General features: G+C 62.8%; 12 protein-coding genes. 2 read left to right on the plus strand and 10 right to left on the minus strand.

Translation table 11 applies throughout. The features are described 5' to 3' along the window. Positions 1-2 precede the first annotated feature (2 nt). From edd to ACR0BA_RS15055, 4 genes are all read right to left on the minus strand, one after another. Positions 3-1,808 carry a phosphogluconate dehydratase gene (gene edd / locus ACR0BA_RS15040; RefSeq protein ID WP_480728714.1) on the minus strand — a complete coding sequence of 602 codons (1,806 nt, stop codon included), beginning with the start codon at positions 1,806-1,808 and terminating at the stop codon, positions 3-5. Between the two features lies 1 nt (position 1,809). Next, positions 1,810-3,255 carry a glucose-6-phosphate dehydrogenase gene (gene zwf / locus ACR0BA_RS15045; RefSeq protein WP_170337966.1) on the minus strand — a complete coding sequence of 482 codons (1,446 nt, stop codon included), beginning with the start codon at positions 3,253-3,255 and terminating at the stop codon, positions 1,810-1,812. A 146-nt stretch (positions 3,256-3,401) separates the two neighbouring features. Next, a complete protein-coding gene (gene ptsP, locus ACR0BA_RS15050) occupies positions 3,402-5,645 on the minus strand; it encodes a phosphoenolpyruvate--protein phosphotransferase (RefSeq protein ID WP_170443496.1) in 2,244 nt (747 codons plus the stop codon). Positions 5,646-5,691: 46 nt separating this feature from the next. After that, on the minus strand, positions 5,692-6,930 hold the full coding sequence (locus ACR0BA_RS15055) for an aspartate kinase (protein ID WP_170337962.1): 1,239 nt from the start codon (positions 6,928-6,930) through the stop codon (positions 5,692-5,694). A 166-nt stretch (positions 6,931-7,096) separates the two neighbouring features. Between ACR0BA_RS15055 and ACR0BA_RS15060 the strand changes: the two genes are divergently transcribed. Then, positions 7,097-7,453, plus strand: coding sequence for a hypothetical protein (locus ACR0BA_RS15060; RefSeq protein ID WP_170337960.1), 357 nt, complete (start codon positions 7,097-7,099; stop codon positions 7,451-7,453). On the opposite strand, the gene ACR0BA_RS15065 is transcribed toward ACR0BA_RS15060, so the two are convergent. The 5 genes from ACR0BA_RS15065 to ACR0BA_RS15085 form a co-directional block, all read right to left on the minus strand. Continuing rightward, positions 7,447-8,085: an SDR family oxidoreductase gene (locus ACR0BA_RS15065; RefSeq protein WP_170337552.1), complete on the minus strand. Its 639-nt coding sequence runs from the start codon at positions 8,083-8,085 to the stop codon at positions 7,447-7,449. The genes ACR0BA_RS15060 and ACR0BA_RS15065 overlap by 7 nt on opposite strands. 3 nt (positions 8,086-8,088) lie before the next feature. Continuing rightward, positions 8,089-8,544: a DUF1178 family protein gene (locus ACR0BA_RS15070; protein WP_480728717.1), complete on the minus strand. Its 456-nt coding sequence runs from the start codon at positions 8,542-8,544 to the stop codon at positions 8,089-8,091. Positions 8,545-8,616: 72 nt separating this feature from the next. Then, positions 8,617-9,081 (minus strand): NUDIX hydrolase, encoded by a 465-nt coding sequence (locus ACR0BA_RS15075; RefSeq protein ID WP_170337953.1) that lies wholly within the window; start codon positions 9,079-9,081, stop codon positions 8,617-8,619. Between the two features lie 113 nt (positions 9,082-9,194). After that, positions 9,195-9,944 carry an EcsC family protein gene (locus ACR0BA_RS15080; protein WP_170337952.1) on the minus strand — a complete coding sequence of 250 codons (750 nt, stop codon included), beginning with the start codon at positions 9,942-9,944 and terminating at the stop codon, positions 9,195-9,197. Between the two features lie 54 nt (positions 9,945-9,998). Continuing rightward, a complete protein-coding gene (locus ACR0BA_RS15085; protein ID WP_170390634.1) occupies positions 9,999-10,493 on the minus strand; it encodes a GNAT family N-acetyltransferase in 495 nt (164 codons plus the stop codon). A gap of 72 nt (positions 10,494-10,565) precedes the next feature. Between ACR0BA_RS15085 and ACR0BA_RS15090 the strand changes: the two genes are divergently transcribed. Further along, positions 10,566-11,171, plus strand: a complete 606-nt coding sequence (locus ACR0BA_RS15090) for a flavin reductase family protein (RefSeq protein WP_480728720.1) — start codon at positions 10,566-10,568, stop codon at positions 11,169-11,171. 15 nt (positions 11,172-11,186) lie between these two features. Here ACR0BA_RS15090 and ACR0BA_RS15095 read toward each other — a convergent pair whose 3' ends face one another. Continuing rightward, entirely contained in the window at positions 11,187-12,821 is a 1,635-nt protein-coding gene (locus ACR0BA_RS15095; RefSeq protein WP_480728722.1) for a SulP family inorganic anion transporter, read from the minus strand. Positions 12,822-13,012: the final 191 nt, after the last annotated feature.

A 13,012-nucleotide genomic window follows, 5' to 3' on the forward strand; every position in this document is an offset into this window, starting at 1 on the left:
GCTCAGGCTCCGAAAATGCTGGCACCGGCATCGGCCGAGCCGACGGCGTTGCGGAACGTGGTGAACAGGTCGCGGCCCACCCCGTGTTGATGCGCCGAAAGATCGGCGGTGGCGACGGGGCGCTCCAGCACGCCGGGGGTCAGGATTTCGAGCTGGCCCCGCACCGCATCGACCCGCAGCAGGTCGCCATCGCGCAGCTTGGCGACCGGGCCACCATCCAGCGCCTCGGGGCAGACATGGATCGCCGCGGGCACTTTGCCCGAGGCCCCAGACATGCGGCCATCGGTCACCAGCGCCACCTTCTGCCCGCGCCCCTGCAGGATCGACAGGATCGGGGTCAGCGAGTGCAGTTCGGGCATACCATTGGCCTTGGGCCCCTGAAAGCGGACCACGACGATGACATCATCGGTGAACTCGCCCGCCTTGAACGCGGCCTTGACCTCGTCCTGGTCGTGGAAGACGCGAACCGGGGCCTCGACCACCTGGTGTTCGGGGGCCACGGCCGAGACCTTCATCACTCCGGTGCCCAGATTTCCGCTCAGGCGCGACAGGCCGCCGGTGGGCTGGAACGGGTCATTGGCCGGGCGCAGGATCTTTTCGTTCAGGCTGTGGCCTGCGCCGTCCTGCCAGACCAGCGCGCCATCGATCAGCTTGGGTTCCTGCGTGTAATGATGCAACCCTTGCCCCGCCACGGTCAGAGTGTCGGGATGCAGCAGGCCTTCATCCAGCAGCGTGCCGATGGTATACCCCAGACCGCCTGCGGCGTGGAAATGGTTCACGTCGGCCAAACCGTTGGGATAGACCCGCGCGACCAGGGGCACGACGCCCGAGATATCCGAGAAATCCTGCCAGTCCAGCACAATGCCCCCGGCACGGGCCATGGCGATCAGGTGGATCAGCAGGTTGGTCGACCCGCCCGTGGCCATCAGCCCCACGATACCGTTCACGAAAGCCCGTTCGTCGAGGATCTGGCACACCGGCGCGTAATTGTTGCCCAGCGCGCTGAGCGACAGGGCACGGCGGGCGCCTTCCTCGGTCAACGCATCGCGCAGCGGCGTGTTGGGGTTGACGAAGCTGGAGCCCGGCAGGTGCAGGCCCATGAACTCCATCAACATCTGGTTGGTGTTGGCGGTGCCGTAGAAGGTGCAGGTGCCCGGCCCATGATAGGCGGCCATCTCGGCGGCCATCAATTCTTCGCGCGTGGCTTCGCCGGCGGCGAATTTCTGGCGCACCTTGGCCTTTTCGTCGTTGGGCAGGCCGCTGGTCATCGGACCGGCGGGCAGGAACACCGCCGGCAGGTGGCCAAAGCTCTGCGCCGCGATCACCAGCCCCGGCACGATCTTGTCGCAGACCCCCAAAAACACCGCCGCGTCGAAGGTATTGTGGCTGAGCGCAACCGCAGCCGCCAGCGCGATCACGTCGCGCGAGAACAGCGACAGCTCCATCCCGGCCTCGCCTTGCGTGACCCCGTCGCACATGGCCGGAACCCCGCCCGCGACCTGCGCGGTGCCGCCCGCGGCACGGGCCGCGCGGCGGATCAGTTCGGGATAGCGCTCGAACGGCTGATGCGCCGACAGCATGTCGTTATAGGCGGTGACGATGCCGAGATTGCCCACGCTGGTCGTGGCCATCGTCTGCTGATCGGCCCCTGCCCCGGCATAGGCATGGGCCTGTCCGCTGCACGACAAGTGCGCGCGCGCCGGCCCTTCGGACCGGGCCTGCTCCATCCGCTGCAGATAGGTACGGCGGGGATCGGCGCTGCGCTCGATTATTCTTTGGGTGACATCGGTGATGACGTTGTGAACCATCTCAACCTCCGATCTGGCGCCAGCGGCGCCCGTCGCGATGCATCAGCATCAATGCGTCTTCCGGGCCAGAACTGCCCTGATCATAGCGCGAGGGACGGTCGCCGCGCTCTTCCCAGCCCTTGATGATGGGATCGACCCAGGCCCAGGCGGCCTCGACCTCGTCGCCGCGCATGAACAGGGTCTGGTCGCCGCGGATCACGTCCATCACCAGCCGCTCATAGGCGTCCTGCGCGCGCACATCAGCACCCAGCGCCTCGGCAAAGCTCATGTCCAGCGCCACGTCCGTCAGGCGGAAGCCGCCTGGGCCGGGATCCTTGATCGTGGTGCGCAGGGTGATGCCCTCGTCAGGCTGCAGGCGGATCACCAGAACGTTGCCGTGCAGCGGGCCGACATTGGGAAAGATCGTGTGCGGCGGGTCGCGGAAAAACACCGCGATTTCGGATTCCCGCGCGCGCAGACGCTTGCCCGTGCGCAGATAGAACGGAACCCCCGACCAGCGCCAGTTGCCCACGCGCACCTTCAGCGCGATGTAGCTTTCGGTCAGGCTGTCGGGGTTGCCCACATGATCGACATAGCCGTCGCCGCCCTTGTCCGCCCGGTACTGGCCGCGGGCGATGTCGGTCGGGGCGACAGGTTCCAGTGCCTCGATCACCTTGACCTTTTCACTGCGCACCGCGTTGGGCGAGAAGGTCGAGGGCGGCTCCATCGCAGTCAGGCACAAAAGTTGCACCAGGTGGTTCTGCACCATGTCCCGCATCGCGCCGGACTGGTCGTAATAGGCACCACGCCCTTCGACCCCGACGGTTTCGGCCACGGTGATCTGGACATGATCAACATGGGTCGCGTTCCACAGCGGTTCGAACAGCGAGTTGGCAAAGCGCAGCGCCATCAGGTTCTGCACCGTTTCCTTACCCAGGTAATGGTCGATCCGATAGATCTGATGCTCTTCGAAACAGGCGCGCAGACCTTCGTTCAGCGCCTTGGCCGAGGCCAGATCATGGCCAAAGGGTTTCTCGACCACGATGCGGCTGTCGGGCGTGGCAAGCCCGTGATCATGCAGGCGCTGTGCGATGCCGGGAAACAGTTTCGGACCGACCGACAGATAAAAGGCGCGCACCACGTCGGGGCGCAGCGATTTGGCCAGCTTGTCCCAGCCGTTTTCGCCCAGCGCATCGACCGGCACGTATTCGACCCGGGCCAGAAATCGGTCCAGCACGTCCTTTTTGAAGGACGGAGCGAATTCCTTCATCGACTTGCGCACCTGCGCGCGGAACCCGTCATCGTCCATATCCGACCGCGCGGTCCCGATGATGCGCGCATCTTCGGGCATCTGCCCCACTTCGAACCGATGGTAGAGGCCCGGCAGGATCTTGCGCTGGGCCAGATCTCCGGTCGCGCCGAACAGGACCAGGTCGAACGGATCTACCGGGATTACGCGTGAAACCATGGCTGGCTCCCTTCTTCGGACAATCCGGCGCGGTCTGCAGCCAGACACCCTGTTACCGCTAACATTCGTGGCTTGGATAGAAAGACCAAGCCCAAAAAGCAAGCCCGGATTTCGGAATCGGGCCTTTTTTCGCGGTCATCATGGCCTCAGCCGTTGTCGCGCAGATACTCCATGATCGCCGGGCGCACCGATTGTTCGCCGCGATGGCGCGCGTCGGCGATGATCTTGCGGACATCCTGCAGGTTGGACCGCAACAGCAGGCTTTTGACCGGGCCGATCGAGGCCGGGCGCATCGACAGGGTGCGGATACCCATCGCCGCCAGGCACAGTGCCTCGATCGGGCGGCCGGCATCCTCGCCGCAGAAACTCAGCGGCGTGTCGGAAATTCCGCACCGTTCGACGATGCGCTCGATCAGGCTGAGGAAGCTGACATTCAGCGTGTCATAGCGTCGGCGCACCAGCTCGTTTTCACGGTCGGCGGCGAAGAAGAACTGTTTCAGGTCGTTGCCGCCGATCGAGATGAAATCGACCTCGTCAAAGAACTTCTGGGGGGCGAAGGCCAATGACGGTGTTTCCAGCATCGCCCCAACTTCCAGCGTTTCCGGCAGGACGTGACCCAAGCGCTTTTCGCGCTCCAGCGTCTTGTTCACTTCCCAACGGGCCTCGCGGTATTCGTCGGCCTGGGCGACAAACGGGAACATGACCGTCAGAGGACGGCCATCCGCCGCGCGCAACAGGGCCTGCAACTGCATCCGCATCACGCCGCGCTTGTCCAGGCCAACACGAATGGCGCGCCAACCCAGCGCCGGGTTGGGCTCGGCGACATGCTTCATGTAGGGCAGCACCTTGTCCGATCCGATATCCAGCGTACGGAATACCACGCGCTTGCCATCGGCCGAATCCAGAACACGTTTGTACTGCGCCACCAGTTCGGACCGTTTCGGCATCTGGTTGCGGATCAGGAACTGCAATTCGGTGCGGAACAGGCCTACGCCCTCGGCCCCGGACGTCTTGAGCGACGGCAAGTCGGCCATCAGGCCGGCATTCATCACCAGATTGATCCGCTCGCCATCCTTTGTCACGGTCGGGGTTTCGCGGATCGAGGCATAGCGTTTCTGCGCCTCGGCCTGCATGGCCATCTTGTCGCGGAAGGCGCTGACGACGGTATCCTCGGGGCGCAGATGCACGACGCCCTCATCCCCGTCGACCAGAATATGGTCGCCGTTCAAAGCCTCGGTCGTGATCCGGCCCACATGTACCACCAGCGGGATGGCCAGAGCGCGGGCGACGATGGTGGCATGACTACCGACCGAGCCCTCCTCGAGCACGACACCTTTCAGCGAACGGCCATATTCCAGCAGGTCACCCGGGCCGATATTCCTCGCCACCAGGATCGGATCGGGCGGCAGTTCTTTACCGTTCGACCCGCCCTGCCCTGTCAGAATGCGCAGCAGACGGTTGGACAGATCGTCCAGATCCGCCAGACGCTCGCGCAGATAAGGGTCGGTGACCTGGCTCATCCGGGCGCGGGCCTGCGACTGCTCCTTTTCCACCGCCGCCTCGGCGCTGAGACCGCGGGCGATGTCCTCTTCCATCCGGCGCATCCAGCCCTTGGAATTGGCGAACATCCGGTAGGCTTCCAGAACCTGCAGCTGTTCCGTGTCGCCGCCCCGCGAGATTTCAAGCATCTTGTCGACGCCCACGCGCAGCTCTTCGACCGCCTCGTTCAGCCGCTCCAGCTCGCGATGTGGATCGTCGGCGATCGGGTTGGTGACGACGACACGCGGCTCATGCAGCCAGACATGCCCCTCGGCCGAGCCCTCCTGTGCCGGGCCACCGCGCAGCAATATGGATTGCTGATGCAACGGTGAAAGGGCGGCACCTTCGCCCACAAACGCACCCAATTCGGCCATTTCCGCAAGGACCATTGCCACGACTTCAAGCGCATAGACCTCATCCGCGGAAAATTCGCGTTGAGCGCGGGACTGGACCACAAGAACCCCAAGCTTCTGCCCCAGCCGCTGAACGGGCACGCCCAGGAACGACGAAAACCGCTCCTCGCCCGTTTCCGGCATGTACCGGAAGCCTTTCTCGGAGGGCGCATCGGCGGCGTTGACGACCTTGCCGAACTTGGCCACCCGGCCAACGAGACCTTCCCCCAGACGCATCCGGGTCTGGTGCACGGCCTCGGGGGCAAGACCTTCGGTGGCACACAGCTCCAGGGTTTCGTCGTCGCGGAACAGATAGATCGAGCACACCTCGCACCGCATGCTGTCGGCGATCAGGTGAGTGATCCGGTCAAGACGCTCCTGACCGGCAGCCTCGCTTGCCATCTCCTCGCGCAGCCGCCCCAGCAGCTTGCGGGATTCTGTTTCCATTCCGTCTGCCATCGCCCGATCTACTCTGCGGTGTCAGGCGGGACCTTGGCCGAGATGCTCAGGCCGCCTTTTCCAGTTCAAAGGCATCATGCAGCGCCTGAACGGCAAGTTCCATGTATTTCCGGTCGACGAGGACGGAAATTTTGATCTCGGAGGTTGTAATGACCTTGATGTTGATCCCCTCATCCGAGAGTACCTTGAACATCTTGGCCGCCACGCCCGACTGCGAACGCATACCGATGCCCACCACAGAAACCTTGGCCACATCGGTGTCGGCGACCAGCTCGGCATAGTTCAGCTCGCCACGCTCCTTGACTGCCAACAGCGCCTTTTCGGCGCGCGCCACCTGGTTGGTGGGGCAGGAAAAGGTCATGTCCGTGCGCCCCTCGTCCGAGATGTTCTGCACGATCATGTCGACGTTGATCCCCTCATCGCTGAGCGCGTTGAAGATGATCGCGGCGATGCCGGGGCGGTCGGCGACCGACACGACGGTCATCTTGGCCTCGTCCCGCGAATAGGCCACACCCGAGACTACATTGGATTCCATGATTTCCTCCTCGTCGACGACCAGGGTTCCGGCCTCGTCGGACTGTTCCTCGAAGCTTGAGAGAACACGCAGTTTCACCTTGTACCGCATCGCCAGCTCGACCGAGCGGGTCTGCAGCACCTTGGCCCCCAACGAGGCCAGTTCGAGCATTTCCTCGAACGAGATCTTGTCCAGTTTGCGCGCCTTCTCGCAGATGCGCGGATCGGTGGTATAGACGCCGTCCACATCCGTGTAGATGTCGCAGCGTTCGGCGTCGAAGGCGGCGGCAAAAGCCACGGCAGTGGTGTCCGAACCGCCCCGGCCCAACGTGGTGATCCGCCCCTCGGGGCTGAGACCCTGAAAGCCTGCCACCACCGCGACCTTCATGCCCTCGCCGAACTTCTGGTTGATGTTGTCGGTCGGAATATCAAGGATCCGCGCCGCCGAATGGGCGCCATCGGTCAGCAGCGGCACCTGCCAGCCCTGCCAGCTGCGGGCGGGGATCTCCATTTCCTGCAGCGTCAGCGCCATCAGACCGGCGGTGACATTCTCGCCCGAAGATACCACGGCATCATATTCGCGCGCGTCATACAGCGGCGAGATCTCGTCGACCCAGCCCACCAATTCGTTGGTCTTGCCCGACATGGCCGACACGATGACGATGACGTCATAGCCCTTGGCCACTTCGACGCCGATGCGCTTGGCCGCGCGGCGGATGCGGTCGAGGTTGGCGACGGATGTGCCGCCGAATTTCATCACGAGTACGGGCATGGGGGCAAATGTCTCCGCGCCTTGGATTTCCGGTCCCGAGCGTCTTATGCGAGGCAACACACAAGAGCAAGGGCACATAGAACGGCAGGACACTGCAGCGCAACGCTTTACAAGGACCGGCAGCAATGTCAGCGTATCGTCAAGGATTTAAACCATGAGGAATACCATGCTGCGTTTTGTTTTCGCCTGTGCTCTGATGTCCAGCCCGGCTCTGGCCCAGGTGGCTTCACTGTCCGGAACGGACGGCCAGAACGCGTTGGGAACGGTCCCCTGCGCCGCGTTGGCGGGTCAGCCATTGAAAAATTGCCCTGCCGAGTTGCGGCGCAAGGATGATGGCACTGCAACCCTGGCGGTTCAGTTGGATACTGGGGAAGTACGCCGCATCTATTTCACCGATGGAAAGCCGGATTCCAGCAGCTCGACGTCGAAGATCACTTCGGAAACGCGGGGCGAAATTCTGGTGATCTTCATCGATCCCGGTGAAGTCTACGAGATCCCCAAGGCAGCGCTGGCCGCTCAGTAAGGATGTGCCTGCCCGTCCCAGGTTTCAAAGCAGCCGGTGGAGTCCAAACTCAGCGCATCGAAACGCTCGGTCAACCCGGCAACGGCCTGTGACACGGTGATGTCGGCGGCCTGACCGCCCATGTCCGTCTGCACCCATCCCGGGTGATAAATGCCGACGGCGATGCCATCGTCCTTGATATCCACCGCCAGGTTGCGCCCAAGGTTCAGCACAGCCGCCTTGGAGGCCCGATAGATATAGCTGCCCCCGGGCGCCCGCGTGTGCGAGGCCATCTGCGACGAGATGATCGCGATCTTGCCGCGCGCCGCACGCAGATTGGGCAACAAGGACTGAATGGTCAGAAACACCCCGGTGACGTTGGCCGCAAAGGTCTGGCCCCACATCTCGGCCGGGTAGCCGTCGATTGTTTGGCCTTTGTCCAGATAGACACCTGCATTGCAGATCAACAGATCTACGGGCTGGCCATCCAACTTGCGCGCCATCTGCGCCTGTTGCGCCGGGTCGGTAACGTCCAGACGAATATCGGCGGAATCGTCCCGTGCGGTGCCGGTGACAGTATCGCCGCGGCCACGATAGCATTCAGCAAGAGCACGCCCAATGCCGCGATTGGCGCCGGTGATAACAAGATGCACGGTTCAGTTCGTCTTTCGGCTTGGAATGAACGGCAGAGGGGCCACGGGAACCCCATCTTCGATCAGGGCCTTGGCCTCTTCCGGCTTGGCCTCGCCATAGATGGCGCGCTCCGGGGCCTCGCCCAGATGTATCTTGCGGGCCTCGCGCGCAAATTCGCGGCCGACATAATCGGAATTCGCCTCGACCTTGGCGCGCAGGGCGTTGAGAACGCGCTCTATCTCGGCCTTGGTCGGTTGGTGCTGGGCTTCGGGTCGATCACTGTTCTCCGCGCGCGGCATTGCAGCAGATGAGCGCGCAGACTGGACCCGCGGCGTCATGATCGCCTTTTCGACCTGGGTGCTGCCGCAAGTCGCGCAAGAGACCATTCCAACCTTGGACAGCTTGTCGTAAGCGTCCGCAGACTGGAACCAACTGTCAAACGCGTGACCATTGCAGCATTTCAGTGAATATTGAATCATCTGTCGCCCAAAATGTCGGTGGGCCAATAGATACTGACAGACATGGCAATATCAAGTCTTTACAGAGGCGGTTCAATGAGGATTGAGCGCATTTGACCGCAACAGCCCGGAAAGCCCGCCGATCGAAACCGCTTGTGCTGCTTTTTCCGGCAGCATCCATCTACGCCGCCGTTCTGCGACTTCGGGGAACCGATCCGCCGTCTTGGTAACAAGCAACGGGTAGACATCAACGACGCATGTCACCCGCCCCAGATCCCGGTGGTGTTTGTCGAAAGAGAACTGCCCGATACTGCGCGTCTCACAACGGCCTGTCACACCGGCTTCTTCCCAAGCTTCCTGCGCTGCGGTCTCAGACCCGCTAAGGCCGTCGATCATGCGGCCTTTGGGGATGATCCACCGCCCCGACCCCCGGGTCGTGATCAACAATATCTCAGGCACCCCGCGCCGAAGCCGGTAGCATAGAGCCGCAGACTGCGGCAGAACCGGAAATGCCCCGGTTTCGGACAGAATGTCTGGTGACAGCCCTGCGCTTTTCACGCTGCCCCGCCTCTTGTTTTGTTCTTCTTGCCTGTTTTCGGCCACTTATCTTGCGGGCCGATTGGGTGCAGGATACCACATCCTGCGGTTCTGTCCAATTTTGAAACTGAGGATCAGGCCAACATGCGACGTTGCAGACGCTGCACAAGCTCGTCATGCGGAATATCGGCATCGATCGCCAGACGCCGCAGGCCGAAATGCACACGGGCAATCTGCTGATAGTACCGGGCGTAGAGGTAGTTCGCGCCACCTCCGGCCAAGGCCCCCAATACCGGAACGGTCTGTGCCGCCAGTTTCTGCCCCAAAACGACCGACAACCTCGGAGCGACGGCGGCAATGATCTTTTGCAGAGCGGGGCCCGTCACGGTCAGTCGGACTGAAAAGAACCCCATGTCTGCGCCGTCGTCATGCGCCAAGGGACCTGCCGCCGACAAAACGCGGATGCAATCGAACTGCACGTTCCTTGCCGAGGGGTCAAAACCTTCACGCGATGCGGCACCCTGTATTGAGCGCAACAACATGGCCGTGGTCGCCGGAAGCTCGATCAACGCCGTCGTCAGGCCGCCAGCCCCACCCGCGGCGCCCATCGTGGTCGATATGGCGGTGTTGACCCACGGCTTCTGGTCGGGAACCGCGCGGCGCGATCCGTCAGCGGCACGAACTGCAAGCCACAAGGCCTGCTCGGTTGCACCGGTCAGCCCATCGCGCACCGAACCGGGCAGCTGTTCCAGCAGCGACTCAGCCGATCCACCCAGACGATTGAGCAACCTGATACCGCTGCCGCCCGCGCTGCGGTAGTGGCTTGCCAGCCGGTCCAACTCAGCGTCGGGGTCGATTTCTCCGACGAGAACGACGTCATTCATTCGGTGTCCTCCTGACCCTGAAACATTGGCATTTCACAACGCCGTTTCAATAGATCAGCGCGTCCAGCGGGTCACCGAACCACTCACTCCGTGCCATGCGCCGGTGGTCAAATCCAGCCCGAGAACCCGATCCGGGTTGGTTGGTGGGGGCATCTCAACACCCTCGAGCCGGGCAAACCCAAAGCGTGAATAATAGGGCGCGTCACCGACCAGCATGACCCGGTCCCACCCTTTGGCCCGCCCGGCTTCGATACCTTCGTGGATCAGAAAACCACCCAAACCTTCCCCCTGGTGGGTCGGGTGGACGGCAACGGGCCCCAGCAAAAGCGCGTCGTGTGCGCCAACATGAACCGGCCAGAATCGGATGGCCCCAGCCAAGATGCCCTGCCCGTCACGGGCAATCATCGACAGGCCCGGCACTGGCGGAACATCGTCGCGCAAGCGGTAAGACGACAGCGCCTCGCGCCCCGGCGCAAAACACAGGTCGTAGAGGGCTTCGACTTCCCACCAATCCTCCGGCTCTTCCGGCCTGATCCCGAACTGCTGCACCGCGGCCCTCTTTTCGACTCTGGCAATCGCCCTAGCACTTCGCTAGGCCTTGAGCAAACGCTTGGAGATCAGATGTTCTATCGCCCCGAAGACGGTCACGGTTTGCCGCACAACCCGTTCAACGCCATCATCACGCCGCGCCCGATCGGATGGATCTCGACCCGCAGCGCCGATGGGATCAACAATCTGGCGCCCTATTCATTCTTCAACGGGGTCGCCTATACGCCGCCGCAGGTGATGTTTGCCTCCACCGGCACGAAACACGACCAGGACCGCGGAAAGGACAGCATCGCCAATATCGAGGCGACCGGCGTCTTTTGCGTCAACGTGGTAGCCCACGCCCATCGGGCTGCGATGAACGCAAGCTCGGCCAGCCTTCCGAAAGAGGTGGACGAGTTCGCCCACGCCGGCCTGACACCTGTGGAATGCGAAACCATCCCATGCGCTCGCATCGAGGGCGCCCCTGCCGCGCTGGAATGCAAACTGACCCAGATCGTCACGCTGCCCGGCCAGGCCAACCGGGTGGTTTTCGGAGAAGTCGTCGGCGTGCACCTGCGCGATGACTGCCTGAAGGACGGCAAGTTCGACGTCACCACCTTTCAACCCTTGTCGCGGCTTGGGTATCGCGACTACTCGGTGGTGACGGAGTTGTTTTCCCTCAATCGTCCAGACGATTGAGCCGGGTTTGGGGGCTCAATGGCCGCCCAGAATGCCGGTTCGAACAGAATAGTCGACCGCAAGGCCGTAATCCGGGTCATCGTCGCTGTCGACCATCAGGTGACCTGCTTTCTTGAGCAGCTTGTGGCAATCCCGGCTGAGATGGCGCAGCATGACGCGCTTGCCTGCCGCCTCATATTTCGCGGCGATGTTTTCGATGGCCTGCAGGGCAGATTGGTCGACCACGCGGCTGTCGGCGAAGTCCACGATCACCGTTTCCGGGTCGTTTTGGACATCGAACAGTTCGACAAAACCCTCGGACGAGCCGAAGAACAGCGGCCCCTTGATCTCGTAGACCTTGGCGCCTTTCTCGGTTTCCGAGTCGCGGGTGATCGCGTGGATGCGCTTGGCGTTGTTCCAGGCATAGGCCAGCGCCGAAACGATCACGCCGACCACGACGGCCACGGCGAGGTCTTCCATCACGGTGACGACGGTTACCAGAACGATGACGAAGGCATCCGTCAGCGGCACCTTGCGCAGGATGTTGAACGAATTCCAGGCAAAGGTGCCGATCACTACCATGAACATCACGCCAACCAGCGCGGCCAGCGGGATCTGTTCGATCAGGGATGAGCCGACAAGGATAAACACCAGCAGGAACAGTGCGGCGGCGATCCCCGCGATGCGCGTGCGGCCGCCGGACTTCACGTTGATCATCGACTGCCCGATCATCGCACAGCCGCCCATGCCGCCAAAGAACCCGGTGACGACGTTGGCGGTGCCCTGTGCAATGCATTCCTGCGACGCACCACCGCGCTTGCCGGTGATCTCGCCCACCAGGTTCAGCGTCAGCAGAGATTCGATCAGGCCGATGGCGGCGAGGATCACGGCGTAGGGCAGAATGATCTCGAAAGTTTCCCAGGTCAGCGGAACCATGGGGATGTGGAATTTTGGCAGTCCGCCCTCGATCGAGGCCAGGTCTCCGACGCGCGGGACATCCAGCCCGATACCGATCACCAGCGCGGCCACCACGACGATGCCCGCCAGCGGCGCCGGCACGATGCGCGTGATGCGCGGCATCACCCAGATCACCGCCATGGTCAGCGCGACCAGCCCCAGCATCGTATAGAGTTGCATCCCGGACAGCCATTCACCACCGCTCATGCCGTGGCCGGTGTTTTCCATGGTGCCCGGCACCTTGAACTGGCCCAGTTGCGCCAGAAAGATCACGATGGCCAGGCCATTGACAAAGCCCAGCATCACCGGATGCGGCACCAGCCGGATGAACCGGCCCCAATGCATGGCCCCCGCGATGATCTGCAGGATGCCCATCAGAACCACCGTGGCGAACAGGTATTCGACCCCGTGCTGCGCCACCAGCGCCACCATGACGACCGCCAGCGCTCCGGTTGCGCCCGAGATCATACCCGGACGGCCGCCGATCAGCGCGGTGATCAGCCCCACCAGGAACGCCGCGTACAGGCCTACCAGAGGATGAACCCCGGCGACGAAAGCAAACGCCACCGCTTCGGGCACCAGGGCCAGGGCGACGGTCAGGCCCGACAAAAGCTCGATCCGCAGGCGGGCGGGGGTCAGCTTTTCGTCCGGCATCCAGCTCAGATCGGGAATGGCGAGGCGATTGGCAAAGCTTGCCAGCAAGGCTCGGGGCATGGATTGGTCCTGTAGGTCAGAATGTTCGCGCGAAGGCGGTCGTATACCCGCCTTCGGCGCTGTCTGCTAGCCCATCGATCGCAGGCTGTCATGCAAAAACTGCAAGGCGACGCCCCTTGTGGCGCCTGTGCGGCGCAAAAACACCGGCAAGCCTTGCCAAATGCCCGACAAGCCCGCAGAAATTCCCACAG

It is taken from the genome of Ruegeria sp. CI5, assembly GCF_056536885.1.